The organism is bacterium, assembly GCA_035295165.1.
Taxonomy (GTDB): domain Bacteria; phylum Sysuimicrobiota; class Sysuimicrobiia; order Sysuimicrobiales; family Segetimicrobiaceae; genus JAJPIA01.
The window spans coordinates 31,182-50,491 of the sequence record DATGJN010000020.1; the positions used below are offsets into that span (position 1 = coordinate 31,182).

Here is a 19,310-nt window from a genome sequence, read left to right on the forward strand (position 1 = left end):
CGATCGGCTACCGCAGCGCGGCTCTGACCAGCGCCGCGACGCCGCTCGGCAGCGTCGCGACCCGCGCGCCGGCGGTTTCGAGCGCCTCGATCTTGTGGTCGGCCGTGCCCTCGGTCCCGGAGATCACGGCCCCAGCGTGTCCCATCCGCTTGCCGGCCGGTGCGGTGCGGCCGGCGATGTAGGCGACGACCGGCTTTCGGACGTTCGCCTGGATGTACCGGGCGGCGGCCTCCTCCGCGCTGCCGCCGATCTCGCCGAGCAACACGATCGCCCGTGTGTCGGGATCCGCGTTGAACAGCTCCAGCGCTTCGACGAATGAGGTCCCGACGACCGGGTCTCCGCCGAGCCCGACCGCCGTCGACTGCCCGAGCCCGGCGCGCGTCAGCCCCGCGACGACCTCGTACGTCAGCGTGCCGCTGCGGGAGACGAGGCCGACCGGTCCCGGTTCGAACAGCTGCGTCGGCATGATCCCGACGCGGCACTGTCCCGGCGTCGTCACCCCGGGGCCGTTCGGGCCGAGCACCCGGACGCCCTGCTGTCGCGCGTATCCGACGACCTCGATCGCGTCGTGCACCGGCATCCCCTCGGTGATGATGACGACGGGATCGAGCCGGCTGGCGATCGCCTCGAGGGCCGCGTCACGCGCGAACCGCGCGGGAACGAAGATGCAGCACGCGTTCGCGCCCGTGGCGCGCACCGCCTCGTCCACGGTATCGAACACCGGCACGTCGTGCGTCCTGGTGCCGCCTTTGCCGGGGGTCACCCCGGCAACGACCTTGGTCCCCGCGTGTAGCATGAGGCCGGTGTGGAACGCACCCTGGTAGCCCGTGATCCCTTGGACCAGCAGGCGCGTCTGGCTCCCAACGATGACGGCCATCTACCGGCCTCCCCGCTTCGCGGCGCCGCGCGCCAGCTCGACCGCCATCCGTGCTCCCTCGTCGGGGTCCAGACCGGCCGCGATGCCGGCGTCCTTGAGAATCTTCTGCCCCTCCGCCTCGTTCGTCCCGGTGAGCCGGATGCTCGCCGGCACCTTCGGCGGGTTTTCGACGATCCCGCGCGCGACGTCGTCGCACCGCGTGATCCCGCCGAAGATGTTGATGAACACGGCGCGCACCCCGGGTTTCCGCTGGACGATCCCGAGCGCCGTCTGCATCGCTTCCGCGCTCGCGCCCCCGCCGACATCGAGGAAGTTGGCCGCGCGGCCGCCGAAGTGCGCGAGCAGATCGAGCGTGCTCATCACGAGTCCCGCGCCGTTTCCGATCACCGCGATGTCGCCGTCCAGCTCGACGTACGAGAGCCCGTGTTTCTTGGCGGCGGCCTCGAGCTCGGTCATCTCCTCGTTCGCCGGCAGCCCCGCGTGGCGGTAGAGCGCATTGTCGTCGAGAACCAGCTTGGCATCCACGCACAACAAGTGGCCGCCGACCAGCGCCAGAGGGTTGATCTCCGCGAGATCGGCGTCCTCGGCCCAGTACAGTCGGTACAGGGTGGCGGCGATCTTCACGAACTCCTCGAGCAGGGCGCCCGTGAACCCGAGCCGGCGGCCCACGACGCGCGCCTGGAAATCGGGGAAGCCGAGGAACGGGTCCGCCTCGGCGCGGGCGATCTTCTCCGGCGCCGTGTGGGCGACCGTCTCGATCTCCACGCCGCCCTCGGCCGACGCGATCGCGGCGACCCGCCCGGTGGTCCGATCGGTCACGAACGCCAGATAGTATTCCTTCTCGATATCCGCGGCCTCGACGACCAGCACGCGCGTGACGCGCTCGCCCTTGATGTCCATCCCGAGGATCGCCCGGGCCCGCTCCTCGGCTTCCTTGGGGGTCGCGGCGAGTTTCACGCCGCCCGCCTTGCCGCGCCCGCCGACGAGCACCTGCGCCTTCACGACCACCGGATAGCGGAGCGTGAGCGTCGCAACCTGCTCGGGCCGCTCGATGACCGTGCCCTTCTGCACCGGAAGCCCGTACCGAGCAAAGTACTCCTTGGCCTGGTACTCGTGCAGCTTCATTGCCCTACCCCTTGACCAGCGCGACGTTCTCGCGGATGCTCTTGACCGCTTCGTCGAACGCGGCCCGCTCGACGCCCTCGAGCGGGATCTCGTAGATCCGCTCCACGCCGCCGGCCCCGAGGATCGCCGGCACGCCGACGTACAGATCTTGGACCCCATACTGGCCGGTCAGATATGCCGACAGCGGGATCACGCGCTTGCGGTCCTGCAGGATCGCCTCGACCATCTCGCAGATCGCCGCCCCCGGCGCGAAGAACGCGCTGCCGGTCTTGAGCAGGCCGACGATCTCGGCGCCTCCCTTGCGCGTCCGCTCCACGATCGCCGCGATCTTGTCCGGCGGCAGCAGCAGGCGGAGCGGCATGCCGCCGACGGTCGCGAGACTCGCAAGCGGGACCATGTGGGTGTCGCTGTGCGCCCCGATCACGAGCGCCGACACGTCCCGCACGGACACCCCGAGCTCGCGGGCGATGAACGTCCGGAACCGCGTGCTGTCGAGGGCACCGCTTTGCCCCATCACGCGCGCGGGCGGGAACCCGCTCGCCTTGTACGCGAGATACACCATCGCGTCGAGCGGGTTGGTCACCACGATCAGGCAGGCCCGCGGCGACCGCCGCGTGACCTCTTGCGTCACCTTCGTGACGATCCCGGCGTTGACGTTCAGAAGATCCTCGCGGCTCATCCCCGGCTTGCGGGCGACGCCGGCGACGATCACGACGACGTCGGATCCCGCGGTGTCATCGTAGTTGTTGGTCCCCGTGATCGTGACGTCAAACCCCTCGATCGGGCCCGCCTGGCTGAGGTCGAGCGCCTTGCCCTGCGGCATCCCCTCGATCACGTCCACGAGCACGACGTCGGCAAGCCGGTGCGACACGAGCCACTGCGCCGCCGAGTGCCCGACGTTGCCCGCCCCCACGATGCTGACCTTTGCTCGCGTTCCCGCCACCGACGTGTCTCCTTCTCCGGCGCCGACTAGCGTCCCCTACCCCTTCGCCGGGTGCGCTCCTAGAACTGGTCGATCACGGCGGTCGCGAACTCGCTGGTCCTGACTTCGCGGGCCCCGTCCATCAACCGCGCAAGGTCGTAGGTCACGATCTTCTTGCGGAACGTCGCCTCGAGCCCACGGACGACCGCGTCGGCGGCCTCGGTCCACCCGAGGTGCTCGAGCATCATCACCCCGGAGAGAATCAGCGAGCCGGGGTTGACCTTGTCCTGGTTCGCGTACCGGGGTGCGGTGCCGTGGGTCGCCTCGAAAACCGCGTGGAAGTCGCTGATGTTCCCGCCGGGGGCCATCCCGATGCCGCCGACCTGAGCCGCGACCGCGTCCGACAGGTAGTCGCCGTTCAGGTTGGAGGTGGCGATCACGTCAAACGATGTCGGTCGGGTGAGCACGTGCTGGAACGTGACATCCGCGATATAGTCCTGGATCAGCACCTTTCCGGCCGGCACCTTGCCGCCGTGCGTCTTCTCGACGTCGTCCCACGGAATCGTGCGGTCGCCGAACTCCTCGCGTGCCAGTTCGTACCCCCAGTCCTTGAACGCGCCCTCCGTGTACTTCATGATGTTGCCCTTGTGGACGAGCGTCACGCTCTTGCGGTGACGGTCGATCGCGTACCGGAGCGCCTTGCGGATCAGGCGCTTGCTGCCGTACGGGCTCATCGGCTTGAGGCCTACGCCGGAGTCCTGACGGACCTTCCATTTGAACTCCTGGTTCACGAAGTCGATCAACTTTTTCGCCTCGGGCGTGCCACTCGCGAACTCGTAGCCGACGTAGATGTCCTCCATGTTCTCGCGAAAGATGATCATATCGACCTGCTCCGGGTGCTTGACCGGGCTCGGCACGTTCTCGAAGTGCCGGACCGGACGCACGCATGCGTACAGATCGAGGAGCTGACGCAGCGCCACGTTCAGGCTGCGCATCCCGCCGCCCACCGGCGTCGTCAGCGGTCCTTTGATCCCGACGACGTAGTGGGAGAACGCGCGCAGAGTGTCCTCCGGCAGCCACGTCTTGAAGCGGTTGAACGACTTCTCGCCGGCAAACACCTCGAACCAGACGATCCGCCGCTTCTTCCCGTACGCCTTCGCGACCGCGCCGTCGAGCACGCGCACCGTCGCCTTCCAGATGTCGGGGCCGGTGCCGTCGCCTTCGATGTAGGGGAGGATCGGCGTGTCGGGGACGTGCAGCGTGTTGTCTCGGATCTCGATCGGCGCACCCTCTGTGGGAGGGGTCAGCGAGTCAAACGTCGGCATGACGGCGTGCTCCTTCGCTCAGGATCGGTGGCCGGGCCGCCCACTCGCCGGCCCCCGGCCGCCGCTCAGGTCGTGTCCGCCCCGGCGCGGCGCCCCGCGTTCCTAGGTGCCGCGTGGTTCTTTCCGCCCGCCGAAAACGCGGAGCAGGGCACGCCACGGATCGAAGTACTCATCGGCGACGCGCTCCTTGAGCGGGATAATGGCGTTGTCGGTAATGTGAATGTGCTCGGGGCAGACCTCTTCGCAGCACTTCGTGATGTTACAGAACCCGATCCCGCCGCGGCCGTGGAGCAGCGCCGTGCGCGACAGCGTGTCCTTCGGATGCATCTCCAGCCCGGCGATGCGCACCATGAACCGAGGGCCGTAGTACCGGTCCGTGCCGTCGTGCTCGCGGAGCACATGGCAGACGTCCTGACACAGGAAGCACTCGATGCACTTCCGGAACTCGAACAACCGGTCCACGTCCTCCGCGTACATCTTCCACGGCCCCTGGTCGTTCGGCGCGGGCGTGAACGGCGGGATCTGCTGGTTCACCCGGTAGTTCCACGAGACGTCGGTCACGAGGTCCTTGATCAGCGGAAACACCTTCATCGGCCGGACCGTGATCGGCTGCCCCGCGAAGTCGTCGAGACGCGTCTTGCACATCAACCGGGGCTTCCCGTTCACCTCTGCGCTGCACGACCCGCACTTCGCGGCCTTGCAGTTCCACCGGCACGCCAGCGTAGAGTCCTGGTGCGCTTGGATGTAGTGGATCGCGTCGAGGACGACCATCCCCTCGGTCACCGGCACCTGGTAGGTGCGGAGGTCGCCGCCGCTTTTGTCGCCTCTGAAGACGTGGAACGTTGCTTCTGCCATCGTTGCCTCCCGCCGGACGTTTGCCGGCTACGCCGGCGCGCCCCCGTCAGAAAATTCCGCGCACCGGCGTATACGCCCCCCGGCTCATGCCTTCGCCTCGAGCAGCCGCGCGAGCTCCGGCGGGATCTGCGGCACCGGGCGCGTCGACACCGCCATTCCCGCGTCGGTGTGCTTGACCACAAGGTTTTTGCGGCCCCACTCCGGGTTCTGGTCCGGAAAGTCGAGTCGCCAGTGGGCCCCTCGGCTCTCCGTCCGCTCGATCGCGGACCGCAGGATCGCCTCGCACAGCACCAGCATGAAACGAACGTCGCGGCACGTGTGCCACCCGGGGTTGAACAGCTGCGACCCGCCGACGTGCATGCGATCGGCCCGCGCCTGCAGGGTCAAGATCTTCTCCAGCCCGGCCTTGAGCTCGTCGCCCTTCCGGGCGATCCCGGCGTGCGTACCCATGACTTCCTGCAGCTCCTCGTGGAGCTGGTACGGGTTCTCTGCGCCGTTCGCCTCGAACGGCCGCAGCAGGAGCTGCCGCTCCGCGTCCGCCTGCCCGTCGTCCACCCGCGGCGCGCGATCGAGGCCCTTCGCGTACCGCGCCGCGTGCTCGCCTGCGCGCCTGCCGAACACCACGAGGTCGCTCAAGGAGTTGCCGCCGAGCCGGTTCGCCCCGTGGAGCCCGGCCGCGACCTCGCCGCCGGCGTACAGCCCGGGGACCGTCGTGGCGCCCTCGCCGGCCGCCACGCGCACCCCGCCCATCACGTAGTGGATGGTCGGCGCGACCTCCATCGGCGACTTGGTGATGTCGATGTCGGCGAGCTTGAGGAACTGATCGTACATGCTCGGCAGCTTCTTCTTGATGAAGTCCGCGCCGCGATGGGAGATGTCGAGGAACGCGCCGCCGTGCGGGCTCCCGCGGCCGGCCTGGACCTCCTTGTAGATCGAGCGCGCAACCACGTCGCGGCTGCTCAGGTCCATCTTCTTCGGATCGTACCGCTGCATGAACCGCTCACCTTCGGAGTTCCGGAGAATCCCGCCCTCCCCGCGCACCGCTTCCGTGACCAGAATCCCGCGCACCCCCGGCGGCCAGACCATGCCGGTCGGGTGGAACTGCACCATCTCCATGTCCATCAACTCCGCGCCGGCCTCGTACGCCATCGCGCAGCCGTCCCCGGTGCACTCCCACGAGTTGCTCGTGACCTTGAAGAGTTTGCCCCATCCGCCGGTGCCGAGGACGACCGCTTTGGCCTTGATCAGCACGAATCGCCCGTCCTCCCGCCGGTATCCGAACGCCCCGGCGATCCGGTCGCCGTCCTTGAGCAACCGCGTCAGGGTCACTTCCATGTGAACCTCGACGCCGCTGTGGATCGCCCGATCTTGGAGGGTGCGGATCAGCTCCAGCCCCGTGCGGTCGCCGACGTGACACAGCCGGCGGTACGTGTGCGCCCCGAACGGACGCTGCATGATCCGCCCGTCCGGCGTGCGGTCAAACAGGCCTCCCCAGCGCTCCAGTTCGTAGACGCGGTCGGGGGCTTCCTTGGCAAAGATCTCGACCATGCGGTAATCGTTGATCATCTGCCCGCCGCGCATCGTGTCGGCGAAGTGGACCTCCCAGCCGTCCTTGGGATCCAGGTTCGCCAGCGCGGCGGCGATGCCGCCCTCGGCCATCACCGTGTGGGCCTTCCCGAGCAGCGACTTGCAGACGAGGCCGACCTTGACGCCGGCCTCGGCGGCCGCGATCGCCGCGCGCAACCCCGAACCGCCCGCGCCGATCACGAGCACGTCATATTGGTGCGACTCGTACCACTCAGCCACCCCGGCGCACCCTCCCCCTCGCCCCTCTCGTCGGCACCGGCCTAGAACAACCTCGGGTCGGTGATGACCCCTGCCATCAGCAGCCGCACGTATACGTCGGCGAGTCCGACGGAGAACAGACTCGCCCACGCCCACATCGGATGGCGGTGGTTGAACGGATTGACCCACTGCCACGCGCGGTATCGGACGCGCCCGCCGTGCGCGCAGGAATAGCAATCGAGGTTCCCGCCGACGATGTGCCGGAACGCGTGGCAGCCAGCGGTGTACCCCGTCAGGAGCACGACATTGGCGAGGAACAAGAGCGACCCGAGATGGACGCCAAACTGTCCGTTGAAGACGAACGCGTCGATCGCGTCCTTCCACAGGAAGGCGAGCACGATGATCGCCAGGTACAGGAAGAAACGATGCAGGTTATTGAGGAGGAACGGAAACGCGGTCTCGCCGGCGTACCGTCCGCGCGACTCGCCAATCGCGCAGGACACCGGGTCCCGGAAGAACGAGCGGTAGTAGGCTTTACGGTAGTAGTAGCATGTGGCCCGAAACCCCAGCGGCGCCCACAGCACCCACCACGCGGGTGAGATCGGAATCCCGGCGATCCTGATCGGCGGTGAGTAGAACGGCGAGAGGTACGGAGCGAAGTACCCGTGTCCCTGGAGCGCCACCCAAATGGAGTACACGCCGAACGCACTCAGGATCACGACCGTTGCAATTGGTTGGAGCCACCAAGGATACGCCGGGGCGTACGAATGCGACGCCGTTTCGTCAGCCATGGGAACCGTCCGGAAGCCTGACCTGAGAACCTGTAGCGTGCTTCGGTCCGGGTTTCGGCGTTTCCTCCCCTCGCCCCGCACCGGCGGTGCGGGGCGGCTGCGCGCAGGAACGTGGCGTGCGCCGAGTGAAACCCACCGCGATGATCCGGCGGTGCGCGACCATCGCCCACCCGGACATGATGCGGACTCGCACGGCTGGCGGGAGCACGTCCATGAGCATCAACTTCACGGACCTCTTCTGGCTCTTATTCGTCCTCTCGGTGCTGCAACCGGTGCTCGCGCGGCAGTTGCAGCAGATGGCGCGACTCCGCCTGCTGCAGCTGCTCGAGCGCCAGCGGGGCAGCCGGGTGATCGCGCTCATCCATCGTGAGGAGACGGTCAACTTCCTCGGCATCCCGATCGTCCGCTACATCGACATCCAGGACTCGGAGAACCTGCTGCGGGCGATTCGCCTGACGTCCCCCGAGCTCCCGATCGACGTGATCCTGCACACCCCGGGAGGGCTGGTGCTCGCGGCGGAACAGATCGCCCGCGCCCTGCGCGATCATCGCGGGCGAGTCACGGTGTTCGTGCCGCACTACGCGATGTCCGGAGGCACGCTGATCGCCCTCGCCGCCGACGCGATCGTCATGGACGAACACGCCGTCCTCGGTCCCGTCGACCCGCAGCTCGGCCAGTATCCCGCGGTCTCGATCATCGCGGTGGTCGATCGCAAACCTATCGAGCGGGTGAACGACGAGACGCTGATCCTCGCGAACATCGCCAGGAAGGCCGTGGCGCAGGTCCGGGCGGTGGTCGTCGAGCTCGTCTCGCGCCGGCTCCCGTCCGACCGCGCGGAGGCGCTCGCCACCAGGCTGGCCGGCGGCGAGTGGACACACGACTATCCGATCACGGTGACGGAGGCCCGCGCGCTCGGCTTCGAGGTCTCGACGGACGTGCCGCGCGCGATCTACGATCTGATGCAGCTCTACCCGCAGGCGGGGCGGAACCGCCCCTCGGTCGAGTACGTGCCGCTCCCGTACCGGATGCCCGCGGTCCCGCGCTCGCCCGACCCGCGGGAGAAGTAGCCCGCGCCGCGACCCGGCGGGGCCGCCACCGGCGCGTCTATCGGGCGGGGATCCAGGTCGCGTCCGCGTTGCCGGCCATGTGGTTCGCGGCGCGCGCGAGCACGAAGAGCAGGTCCGAGAGCCGGTTCACGAACCGGAGCAGGTCCGCGTTGACCGGCGCATGAGCGGCCAGCGTCACGATCTCCCGCTCCGCGCGCCGCGCCACCGTCCGCGCCACGTGCAGCGCCGCCGCGGACGGCGTGCCGCCGGGCAGGACGAACGTCTTCAACGGAGGCAGCGCGTCCTCGAACCGGTCGATGTCCCCCTCGAGCGCGGCCACCCACGCCGGCGCCACCCGCTGGATGTGGGCCGCAGCCGCAGAGGACGCCGTCGGGGGCGTGGCGAGCTCGGCGCCAAGATCGAAGAGGTGGTGTTGGAGCCGCGCCAGGACCGCGTCGATCTCCGGTGCCGGACCCGCAGCGCGGGCCACGCCGAGCGCGGCGTTGGTTTCGTCGATCGCCCCGTACGCGCGCACGCGGAGATCGTCCTTCCGGACCCGCTGCCCGCCGAAAAGACTCGTGTCTCCGCTGTCGCCGGTGCGGGTGTAGATCCGCGTCACTCGCCCAGCCGGCGCGGACGGGGCCGCTCACTCATCGGCCGCCACGCTCTCCCGCCGGCCCCCCGTGGTCGCGACGCCCTCGTCCGCCCCAGCGAGATACGTCCGAAACCACGCGGTAATGTGGCGCAGGCGCTCCAGCCGGTGCTTGGGCTGCCCGTTCCGCGAGAGGTCGTGACTCTCGTTCGGAAACCGCACGAACAGCGTCGGCACGCCCTGCTTCTTCAGCGCGACGAAGAGCTGCTCGCCCTGCTCGATCGGACACCGGTGGTCGTTCTCGCTGTGCAGGATGAGGGTCGGCGTTTGCATCTGGCGGACGTAGGTGATCGGCGAGCGCTCGCGGTAGAACTCCGGGGATTCCCACGGCTCCCCAGGATACTCCCAGAATCCCTTCATGTAGGCGAGGTCCGACGTGCCCCACTGGCTGGAGGCGTTGCTGATGCCGCGCATCGTCACCGCGGCGCGGAAGCGTTGGGTATGCCCGACGATCCAGTTCGTCATGAACCCTCCGTAGCTGCCGCCGGCAACCCCCAGCCGGTCAGGGTCGATCCACGCGTACGTCGCGATCGCGTGATCGACGCCGCGCATCAGATCCTGGTAGTCCTTTCCGCCCCAGTCGTGGCGCGTGCCCGCCGTGAACGTCTGACCGTATCCCTGGCTGCCGCGCGGGTTCATGTAGATCACGCCGTACCCTTCCGCGACGAGGAGCTGCAGTTCGTGGAAGAACGCATGGCCGTACGCGGCGTGCGGCCCGCCGTGAACCTCGAGAATCGTCGGCACGCGGCCGCCCTTGGCGGCGGCCGGCCGCAGGACCCACCCCTCGACCGTCCATCCATCCACGCTGGCGAACTCGAAGCGGTCGGGGGACGCGAGCGCGAGCGTGCGGAGCAGCGGTCCGGTGTGGTCGGTGAGCCGCCGCAGCGAGGCCGGCGCGGCCCCGAGGTCCGCAACCGCCACCTCGCCCGGCGTGAGCGGGTCGCTCTCCACGCACGCCACCCGTCCCGTCCGCGGCGCCACCGAGCACCCGATCAACTCGTGGTCGCCCCGCGTCTCCGGGCGGACCGGCCCGCCGTCCGCAGCCACCGAGGCGATCTGCGTGCTCCCACCGTCACCGAGCATGAAGAACAGCCGGCGGCCGTCGGCGGACCAGGTGAGGCCACCGGACGACGGGTGCGCGCGCATGTCCGTGACGATGTGGTGGCCGACGCTCCGGTCGGCATCCGCGGTCAGGCACGCGGGGTCGCCGCCGGCGGCGGGCACGACCCACACCTGCCAGTTGGTGGCACCCCAGCACGTGTTGTCGTGTCCGATGTAGGCGATGCGGCTGCCGTCCGGGGACCACGCCGGCGACTGGATCGGTCCGATCCCCCGCGTCAGCCGGCGCGCCGGCGCGGACGGTGGGATCTTGCCGGTCGGGATGATCCACACGTCGGCCGTGTTCGTCAAATCCGCGTTCGGATCCGGGTTTGCGGCGTACGCGAGGGTCGTCCCATCCGGCGACCACGCCGGGAAGAGGTGATCGTACTCCCCCTGGGTCAGCGGCCTCGCGTCCCCGCCGGACGCAGCCACGATGAAGATCTGCTTCCAGCGCCCGTCCCAAAAGCCTTCGCCGTCCTGCTTGTAGCGAAGCCTCGAGATCACGCGGACGTCGCTGTCGTCGCGGGACTCCGGTGCCGCCGGCGGCTTGCCCACGAACGCGAGCGAACGGCCGTCCGGGGCCCAGGCGAGATCCGACGGCGACATCTTCCCCGAGGTGAGCGGCCGCGCCTCGCCGCCCCCGATCGGAATGACCCAGATCTGCTTGTCGCCGCCGCGATCCGACACGAACGCGATCTGCGCGCCGTCGGGCGACCACCGAGGACTGATGTCGCGGCCCTTCGCGGTCGTCAGCTGGCGCGGCGCGCCCCCGCCCGAGGGCACGACCCACAGGTGCGTGCGGTAGGCGTTCGCGTCCCGGTCCGCGGTCGTCACGGTGTACGCGATCTGGGAGCCGTCCGGAGAGAACTGCGGATCGTTCACCACGGGGAGCGCCACCAGGTCCTCGATCGTGATCAACCGGCGGCCGGCATCTTTCTTCGGTTCCTTGTTCGCCACGGTCTCTCGTCACCCCCGGTTCGATGTCATGCGCCCGGTGGCGCAGGAACGCACGCGCGGGACGCCCGTGCGGGGATAGGCACACGTGGTGCACGTTCGCCGGTCCGCGAACCGCTCCCTCCCGGTCCCGGGCGACGTCACCGCCCGAGCGCGAGCCGCTGCGCGAGCACCGAAGGAAGGTCGCGGGCGGCCATCTTGGCCTGCGTCGTCGCGAGCGCGTACGAAACACGCCGCAGGGTAACCGTTCCCGCGTCGGCGTCGAGGATCAAGTAGGACGCGCGCGGATCGCCGTCGCGGGGCTGGCCCACGCTGCCCACGTTGACGATGTAGCGGGCGTCCGGCCTCAGCCGGACCGGCGAGCCCGGAGGCAGCGTCACGGTGCCGACCCTGCCGTCGGGTTCGAGAACGAATGCGCCCGGGATGTGCGTATGGCCGACGAAACAGCACGTGAACGCGGCGGCAGAGAAGTTCGCGAGCGCGGCGGGCAGATCGAGGATGTACTCCTCGATCGGATCGCGCGGGCTGCCGTGGACCGCGAGGCCGCCGGCGATATCCCGCCGGAGCGGCAGCGCGGCAAGCCACGTCCGCGTCTCGGCGAGGAGCACGGTCTGGGTCCACTCGATCGCGGCGCGTGCGAGCGCGCTGAACGTGTCGAGATCGACCGCACCGAGCGCCGCCCGGTCGTGATTCCCGGCCACCGTGGCGGCACCCAGGTCGCGCACGCGGGCCGCGCACTCGTTGGGGTCGGGGCCGTACCCTACGACGTCGCCGAGGCACACGTACGCGTCCGGCCGCCCCGACCCGGCCTCGGCCAGGACGGCCTCGAGCGCCTCCAGGTTCGCGTGGACATCGGAGAAAATCGCGTACCGCATCGGGGCAGCGCAGCCCCCCTCAACCGCGTGCGGCGCGGGGGCTCCGCAGGGGGGTCACGGGGGCACCGTCAGCGCCGGCGTTTCGCCAGCTCGCCGAACACACGCGCCGGGTCGACGCCCTGATAGACGAGCAGCACCAAGATGTGAAACCACAGGTCCGCCGTTTCCTCGACGAGCCTCGAGGGTGTCTCCTTTCGCGCCGCGCGGGTCACTTCGGCGGCCTCTTCCATGACCTTCTCGTTCAAACGCGCCAGCCCCTCGGCGAAGAGACCGGAGGTGTACGACCCGGCCCGGGGCTCGCGCCGCCGGTCGACGAGGACCGCGGCCAGCTCCCCGAGGATCTCCGGACCGGACGCCCCGGCCGCTGCGCGGTCGCTGGGCGCCGGCGCGGCGGCGGGGCCAGCGCGTTCGGCGCTGGCGGCGCCGGGCGGCGCTTCGACCGCGCGGACCCTGCCGTCTTCGAGGACGAGGCTTCTATAGAAACAGGTCGCGTGACCGGTGTGGCAGGCCGGCCCGACCTGGTCCACGGCCAGCACCAGGGCGTCCCCGTCGCAGTCCATCCTGACGGCGCGCACACGCTGCGTGTGCCCCGATTCCTCTCCCTTGCGCCACAGGCGCCGTCGGCTGCGGCTCCAGTACCACGCCTGCCCGGTGGCGAGGGTTCGCTCCAGCGCCTCCCGGTTCATGTGCGCCACCATCAGGACGGCGCCGGTCGCGGCGTCCTGCGCCACCGCCATGACCAGGCCGGCCGCATCGAAGGTCACGGCATCGGCTTCACGCATGACTCAGACTCCCTCCACCGGACGCACGGGCACCCCGTGGTCCGCCATGAACGTCTTGACCGCGGCGATACTGTATTTGCGATAGTGGAAAATCGAGGCCGCGAGCACGGCGTCCGCGTCCGCCTCCACGATGGCGTCGAGGAGGTGCTGCGGGGTCCCGGCGCCTCCCGACGCGATCACCGGAATCCGCACCGCCCGCGTCACCGCGCGGGTCAGCTCGACGTCGTACCCGTCCTCGTGTCCGTCCTCGTCCATGCTCGTCAGCAGCAACTCCCCCGCGCCGAGGGCGGCCGCGCGCTGGGCCCACCCCACCGCGTCCAGGCCCGTCGGGGTGCGCCCGCCGTGCACGTACACCTCCCACCGATCGGGGCCCACGCGCCGGGCGTCGATCGCGATCACCACGCACTGGCTGCCGAACTGGAGCGCCGCCTCGCGGATCACATCGGGGCGCTGCACGGCGGCGGTGTTGATGCCCACCTTGTCGGCGCCCGCCCGCAGCATGCGGCGCAGGTCGGCGACGGTCCGGAGCCCTCCCCCCACGGTGAACGGGATCGTGAGCACTTCGGCGGTCTTCCGCACGACGTCCTCCATGATCCCCCGGCCCTCGTGGCTCGCGGTGATGTCCAGGAACACCAGCTCGTCCGCGCCCTCGCGGTCGTACAGTGTCGCGAGCTCGACCGGGTCCCCGGCGTCACGGAGGTTCACGAAGCTCGTCCCTTTGACGACACGGCCCTCCGTGACGTCCAGGCAGGGGATCACGCGGCGCACCAGCATCTCAGGCCGCCGCGGCGAGCAAGTCCTCGAGGCTCGCCCGCCCCTCGTACAGCGCCCGGCCAACGATCACGCCTTCGAGCCCTCGGGCCTCGAGCGCCCGCAGGCGGCGCACGTCGGCGGCCGAGGCGACGCCGCCCGACGCGATCACCGGCACGTTCGCGACGCCGAGCATCGCCTCGAACGCGGCCAGGTTCGGACCGTCGAGCATGCCGTCGCGGCCGGTGTCCGTGTAGATGATCCGCCGCGCGCCCGCGCCGGTGACCCGCGTCGCCGCCTCGAGCGCGGGTTCACCGGTCGTGGTCACCCACCCCTGCGTCACCACCGCCCCGCCTCGCGCATCGATGCCGACCGCGATGCGGTCGCCGAACCGCGCGCACGCGTCCCGGAGCAGCTCCGGGGACGTCGCGGCCATCGTCCCCAGGATGACGCGGGCGGCGCCCTCCGCGAGATAGCGCTCGATCGTCGCGAGGTCGCGGATGCCTCCGCCGACCTCGACGGGGACGCGAAGCGCGCGGATCAGGCGGATGATCGTCCCCTCGTTGCCGGGTCGCCCGTCGAACGCCCCGTCCAGGTCGACGACATGCACCCACGCGGCGCCTGCGTGCTGCCAGCGAAGCGCGGCCGCGACGGGATCGTCGCCGTACACCCGCTCCCGATCGGCCGCCCCCTGGATCAGGCGCACGCACCGCCCGCCGCGAATGTCAACGGAAGGAAGCACCAGCACCGGCGACCCACCTCGCAACGTTTTGGAGCATCCGCACGCCGACGGGCCCGGACTTCTCGGGGTGGAACTGCGTCGCCCAGAGGTTATCCCGGCCGACCACGGCGGCGATGTCGCCGCCGTACGACGTGGTGGCCGCGACGAGCCCGGCGTCCGCGGGTGCGACGTGGTAGGAGTGCACGAAGTACACGTACGCTCCGCTGGCGATGCCCGCGAGCAGGGGCGACGGACGCTCGACCCGCAGCTGGTTCCAGCCCATGTGCGGCACCTTGACGGCCTCCGGCAGCCGGACGACGCGCCCGGGCAGCACACCGAGGCCCAGATGGAGCCCATCCTCCTCGCTCTCGTCGAACAGCAACTGCATCCCGAGACACACGCCGAGGAACGGCCGACCCGCGCGCACGTGCTCGGCGATCCGCTCCGCCCACCCGAGCGCGCGCAGCCGCGCGACCGCCGGGCCAAACGCGCCGTCCCCGGGGACGACGAGCGCGGTCATCGACTCGAGCCCCTGCGGGGTCTCCACGACCCTCGCGTCGAGCCCGAGCCGCAGAAGCGCCTGGCGGATGCTGTGCAGGTTGCCGGCGCCGTAGTCGACGATCGCGATCACGCCAGGGTCCCTTTCGTCGACGGCACGTCGCGGATGCGCGGGTCGAGTTCCGTCGCGCGGTCGAGCGCCAGGGCCAGCGCTTTGAACGCGGCCTCGACGATGTGATGGGCGTTCCGACCGTGCAGCAGCACGAGGTGCAGCGTGATCCCGGCGTTCACCGCGAACGCCCGGAAGAACTCCTCGGTGAGATCGGTGTCGTAGGCGCCGAGGCGTTGGCGCGCCACGGGCACGCCGTAGTGGAGAAACGGCCGCCCGCTCACGTCGGCCACCGCCAGCACCAACGCTTCGTCAAGCGGCGCGTGCGCGGACGCGAATCGCCGAATACCCGCGCCGTCGCCGAGCGCGTCCCGCAGCGCGCGGCCGAGCGCGATCCCGACGTCTTCGACGGTGTGGTGGGCGTCCACGGCCAGGTCGCCGGTCGCGGTCACCGTGAGATCGAACCGGCCGTGGCGGGCGATCTGGGCGAGCATGTGGTCGAGGAACGGGATCCCGGTCGCAATGTCGCTTCGGCCGGTCCCGTCGACCGCCCAGGCGGCGTCCACGCGCGTCTCGCCCGTCTCCCGGACCACGCGCCCGCGTCGGCTCATTCGCCCTGTCCCCGCGCCGTCACGGCCAGCACGTGCGCGGGGAAGTCTTCGTACCGCCCGAGGTGTTCCACAACCGGCCTGGCGGCGGCGAGCCCACGCGCGTCCAGATGCGCGACCGAGGTCGTCTTCAGATAGCTGAGGACGGTCACGCCGGATCCGACCCGCGCGAACCCGCCGGTCGGCAGCGCGGCGGGCACGCCGAGCGCGTAGTTGCCGGCGGAGAATGGCGTGTCCTGGCCGAGCAGCACCTCGCCCGCGTTCCGGATGCGGCCGAGGGTCGCCAACGGATCCCGGGTCGCGACCTGGAGATGCTCGGGCGCGTACAGGTTCACGAACGCGATGGCCTCGTCAAGCGTCGGCGCGACGACCGCGCCGCCGCAGTCACTCAACGCCGCCTCCGCAAACTCACGCCGCCACGCCGGCAGCTGTCCGAGATAGCGCGGCAGCATCGCCTGCACCTCGTCCACCAGCGAGGCGGACGCCGTGACGAGGATCGCCGCCGAGTCTTTGCCGTGTTCGGCCTCGTTCAGCAGATCCAGCGCGAGACGGGACGGGTCCGCGGAGTCGTCCGCGAGGATCATGGATTCGGTCGGGCCGAGCACGGAGAGGAGCCGCACCCCGAACGCCTGCACCGCGATCTGCGCGGCGGTCACGTAGGGGTTGCCCGGCCCGCCGAGGAGGCGCACCCGCGGAAACGTCGCGGTGCCGAAGGCGAGTGCGGCCACGCCGGCGACGCCGTTTGCGCGAAACACCTGCGTGACCCCGAGCAGATCGGCCGCGACCAGCAGGGCCGGATCGGCGCGCCCGTCCTTGCGCGGCGGGACCAGCACGGCGATCTCCTCGACCCCAGCCACCACCGCGGGTGTCACCATGGTGATGAACGTCGACGGGAACGCTCCCTTGCCGCTCGGCACGTACACGCCCACGCTCTCGACCGGCGTCCACTTGACGCCCACCGTAATGCCCGGCTCCAGCTCGTCCATCGCGAGCTGAGGCGGCCGCAGCCACTCGCTGTAGCGACGGGCGCGATCGATGCTCGTGGCCAGCGCGGTGCGAAGGCCGTCGTCCACGGCCTCGTGCGCCTGGACGAACTCCTCCCGGCCGACGCGTAGCCGGTCCGGCGGCAGCGTGACACCGTCGTGGCGCTGCGTGTACTCGACGACCGCGGGGTCGCCGCGGCGTTGGACGTCCTCGACGATCCCCCGCACGTGCGCGATCCGTTCCGGCGCGAACATCTCCGCGCTCGAGCGCCCGAGGATCCGCTGCAACCGTGCGGACGAAACCTCGCCCAGCTTCACCACGTCCACACGCGTCCCTCCTTGTACCGCGCTGTGCGGCCGACCGTCCGACTCCGGCGGCCCCGCCGGGCTACGCCGACGGCGCGGCCGTGCGCTGCCTGACCGCAGCCCGCAGCCGCTCGACGACGGCCGCGACCGCGTCCGCACGGCTGCGCAGGCTCACGCGGTTGACCACCAACCGGGCGGTGGCCTGAAACAGCTCGGCGACCTCCACCAGGTGGTTCTCCGCGAGCGTCCGCCCCGTCATCACGAGATCCATGATCCCGTCGGCGAGACCGACTTGAGGAGCGAGCTCAACCGCGCCGTGCATGGTGATGATGTCGACCGAGTGGCCCCGGCTCCAGAAGTACCGTTCCGTCACGCGCGGATACTTTGTCGCGATGCGCAACGGACTCTTTCGCTCCCACGTCTCCGCCGCGTCCTGCGGGAACGCGAGGATCCCCCGGCAGAATCCGAACCCAAGGTCCACCAACTCGTAGACGTCGCACGCTTGCTCGAGAAGCGTGTCCTTGCCGGCGATGCCCAAGTCCGCAGCACCGTGTTCCACGTACGTCAGCAGATCCACCGGTTTCGCGATCAGACAGCGGATCGTCCCGTCGACACCCGGGAGGATCAGCCGCCGGGTGTCGCGCCACGCTCCCGCCGCCAGATACCCGCCGGCCTCGAGCGTCGCCATCGCCCCTTCCAGCAGGCGTCCGGACGGGATCGCGATCGTGACCATGCTCATGACGTGGTCTCCTCCCCTGCGGGACCGACGAGGTCCGCTAGCGCGACGGTGTGCTCCCGGCCGTCGCGCTCCCGCACCACGACCGCCTGCCCGCGCACCAGCAGCGCGCGTTCGACCCCCCGCGCGATCGCCTCGCGCGCCACCACGTCCCACGCGCGGCCCTGCACCTCGACGGCCACCGTGAGATCGTGAGCCCGCAGCGCCCGTGCGCAGGCGAGCGCCGCCTCGCGGCTCCCGTTCTCGAACGCCACGACGGCATCGGGCGCCCACGCGTCCACCGCGCCTTCCTCGGCGGACAGCACGCGCTCGACGCGCACGGCGAATCCCGTTGCGGGCCATGAGACGCCGAAGCGTTCCAACAGCCGGTCGTACCGGCCGCCGCCCAGCAGCGGGACGCCGAGGGTCGGGGTGTGCCCCTCGAAAACGATGCCCGTGTAGTAGTCGAAGTCCCGGATGATGCTGAGATCGACCGTCACCGCGTCCCACGCGCCCGACGCGCGGAGCATCCGCTGCAACGCGGCGAGGTCCTGCACGACCGCGCGGACCTCGGGCGCGTCCGCAAGCCGCCCGGCCTCTTCCAGCGCGCTCGGCCCCTGGAGCGTCGGCAGCGCCAGCAAGGCGCGTACATGGGACGGCGCCGCGCGCTGCGTTTCCAGCAGGCGGCGCAACCCCACGAAGTCCTTCTGGTAGAGCAGCGCGCGCACGTCCTCCAATTCCGGTTCGGGGAGATCCAGTCCGGCAAGCAGGCCGCGCAGGAAACCGACGTGGCCGAGACTGATCGAGAACTGTCCGACGCCGGTCGCCTGCAGCGCTTCCACCGCCATCGTCACGATCTCGGCGTCCGCCTCGAGGGTCCCCGCTCCGATAAGCTCGCACCCCACTTGCGGAAACTCCCGCAGCCGCGCGGATCCGGCCTCGCGCCACCGGAACACCTGCCCGGCATAGGCCAGCCGCAACGGCAGCGCGGTGCCGCGCAGCCGCGTCGCGACAAGACGCGCCACGGGTGTCGTGATCTCGGGCCGTAGCGCGAGGAGCTCCCCACCGCGGTCCACAAGCTTGAACAGGCTGTCGCCCGCCGCGCTCCCCTCGCCCCGCACCAGCACGTCAAGGTACTCGAGCGTAGGGGTGGTCACCTCGCGGTACCCCCACCGCCGCACGCGCCCCAGAATCCCGCCGACGACCTCCCGCACCCGGGCGGTCTCGTCCGGGAGCAGGTCGCGGGTGCCCGACGGGATCTGTTGCCAGCGCTCCAGGTGCATCAGCGGGGAACCGTCCTTCTTTATCAAGATAAAGCGCTACCGCAGCAAAGACATCCGACGTATGGTAACATACGTCGCCCCCACCGTCAATCATACCCAACCCTACCTGTAGTAGTTCAGCAATAATGTCACCCCCTAACAGTTCCGTGACTATGTCACCCTGGGACTATGACCAGGGAGACGATCATGTTGAGTCAGAAGGATCAACAGCGCGTGCAGGTCCTGACACAGGTCCATCGGGGCACGG

19 protein-coding genes are annotated in these 19,310 nt (G+C 70.1%); 1 reads left to right on the plus strand and 18 read right to left on the minus strand.

Annotated elements, in window-relative coordinates; genetic code table 11:
- Positions 1–7: 7 nt before the first annotated feature.
- From sucD to VKZ50_03010, 7 genes are all read right to left on the minus strand, one after another.
- Positions 8–877 (minus strand): succinate--CoA ligase subunit alpha, encoded by an 870-nt coding sequence (gene sucD, locus VKZ50_02980; protein ID HLJ58675.1) that lies wholly within the window; start codon positions 875–877, stop codon positions 8–10.
- Positions 878–2,002 (minus strand): ADP-forming succinate--CoA ligase subunit beta, encoded by a 1,125-nt coding sequence (gene sucC / locus VKZ50_02985; protein ID HLJ58676.1) that lies wholly within the window; start codon positions 2,000–2,002, stop codon positions 878–880. It abuts the gene before it with no gap.
- Between the two features lie 4 nt (positions 2,003–2,006).
- The gene (gene mdh / locus VKZ50_02990) at positions 2,007–2,945 is read right to left on the minus strand and encodes a malate dehydrogenase (protein HLJ58677.1); all 939 of its coding nucleotides are present in this window, start codon (positions 2,943–2,945) and stop codon (positions 2,007–2,009) included.
- Positions 2,946–3,004: 59 nt separating this feature from the next.
- A complete protein-coding gene (icd, locus tag VKZ50_02995) occupies positions 3,005–4,249 on the minus strand; it encodes an isocitrate dehydrogenase (NADP(+)) (GenBank protein HLJ58678.1) in 1,245 nt (414 codons plus the stop codon).
- A 102-nt stretch (positions 4,250–4,351) separates the two neighbouring features.
- Positions 4,352–5,104 (minus strand): succinate dehydrogenase/fumarate reductase iron-sulfur subunit, encoded by a 753-nt coding sequence (locus VKZ50_03000; GenBank protein ID HLJ58679.1) that lies wholly within the window; start codon positions 5,102–5,104, stop codon positions 4,352–4,354.
- Between the two features lie 84 nt (positions 5,105–5,188).
- Positions 5,189–6,910, minus strand: a complete 1,722-nt coding sequence (locus tag VKZ50_03005) for an FAD-dependent oxidoreductase (protein HLJ58680.1) — start codon at positions 6,908–6,910, stop codon at positions 5,189–5,191.
- 41 nt (positions 6,911–6,951) lie between these two features.
- Complete coding sequence (locus tag VKZ50_03010; GenBank protein HLJ58681.1) at positions 6,952–7,680, minus strand: succinate dehydrogenase; 729 nt, start codon at positions 7,678–7,680, stop codon at positions 6,952–6,954.
- A 218-nt stretch (positions 7,681–7,898) separates the two neighbouring features.
- Between VKZ50_03010 and VKZ50_03015 the strand changes: the two genes are divergently transcribed.
- Entirely contained in the window at positions 7,899–8,747 is an 849-nt protein-coding gene (locus VKZ50_03015; protein ID HLJ58682.1) for a hypothetical protein, read from the plus strand.
- Between the two features lie 37 nt (positions 8,748–8,784).
- On the opposite strand, the gene VKZ50_03020 is transcribed toward VKZ50_03015, so the two are convergent.
- The 11 genes from VKZ50_03020 to hisZ form a co-directional block, all read right to left on the minus strand.
- The gene (locus tag VKZ50_03020; protein HLJ58683.1) at positions 8,785–9,345 is read right to left on the minus strand and encodes a cob(I)yrinic acid a,c-diamide adenosyltransferase; all 561 of its coding nucleotides are present in this window, start codon (positions 9,343–9,345) and stop codon (positions 8,785–8,787) included.
- 27 nt (positions 9,346–9,372) lie between these two features.
- On the minus strand, positions 9,373–11,436 hold the full coding sequence (locus tag VKZ50_03025; protein HLJ58684.1) for a S9 family peptidase: 2,064 nt from the start codon (positions 11,434–11,436) through the stop codon (positions 9,373–9,375).
- A 137-nt stretch (positions 11,437–11,573) separates the two neighbouring features.
- Entirely contained in the window at positions 11,574–12,308 is a 735-nt protein-coding gene (locus VKZ50_03030) for a metallophosphoesterase family protein (GenBank protein ID HLJ58685.1), read from the minus strand.
- A gap of 68 nt (positions 12,309–12,376) precedes the next feature.
- A complete protein-coding gene (gene hisIE, locus VKZ50_03035) occupies positions 12,377–13,090 on the minus strand; it encodes a bifunctional phosphoribosyl-AMP cyclohydrolase/phosphoribosyl-ATP diphosphatase HisIE (GenBank protein ID HLJ58686.1) in 714 nt (237 codons plus the stop codon).
- 3 nt (positions 13,091–13,093) lie between these two features.
- Positions 13,094–13,864, minus strand: a complete 771-nt coding sequence (gene hisF / locus VKZ50_03040) for an imidazole glycerol phosphate synthase subunit HisF (protein ID HLJ58687.1) — start codon at positions 13,862–13,864, stop codon at positions 13,094–13,096.
- 1 nt (position 13,865) lies between these two features.
- The gene (hisA, locus tag VKZ50_03045) at positions 13,866–14,588 is read right to left on the minus strand and encodes a 1-(5-phosphoribosyl)-5-[(5-phosphoribosylamino)methylideneamino]imidazole-4-carboxamide isomerase (protein HLJ58688.1); all 723 of its coding nucleotides are present in this window, start codon (positions 14,586–14,588) and stop codon (positions 13,866–13,868) included.
- Positions 14,566–15,192, minus strand: coding sequence for an imidazole glycerol phosphate synthase subunit HisH (gene hisH, locus VKZ50_03050; GenBank protein HLJ58689.1), 627 nt, complete (start codon positions 15,190–15,192; stop codon positions 14,566–14,568). The genes hisA and hisH overlap by 23 nt, the downstream gene beginning before the upstream one ends.
- Complete coding sequence (hisB, locus tag VKZ50_03055) at positions 15,189–15,779, minus strand: imidazoleglycerol-phosphate dehydratase HisB (protein HLJ58690.1); 591 nt, start codon at positions 15,777–15,779, stop codon at positions 15,189–15,191. Before hisB ends, hisH begins: the two co-directional genes overlap by 4 nt.
- Complete coding sequence (hisD, locus tag VKZ50_03060; protein HLJ58691.1) at positions 15,776–17,086, minus strand: histidinol dehydrogenase; 1,311 nt, start codon at positions 17,084–17,086, stop codon at positions 15,776–15,778. The genes hisB and hisD overlap by 4 nt, the downstream gene beginning before the upstream one ends.
- Positions 17,087–17,147: 61 nt before the next feature.
- Entirely contained in the window at positions 17,148–17,804 is a 657-nt protein-coding gene (hisG, locus tag VKZ50_03065) for an ATP phosphoribosyltransferase (protein ID HLJ58692.1), read from the minus strand.
- Positions 17,801–19,063 (minus strand): ATP phosphoribosyltransferase regulatory subunit, encoded by a 1,263-nt coding sequence (gene hisZ, locus VKZ50_03070; protein ID HLJ58693.1) that lies wholly within the window; start codon positions 19,061–19,063, stop codon positions 17,801–17,803. The genes hisG and hisZ overlap by 4 nt, the downstream gene beginning before the upstream one ends.
- Positions 19,064–19,310: the final 247 nt, after the last annotated feature.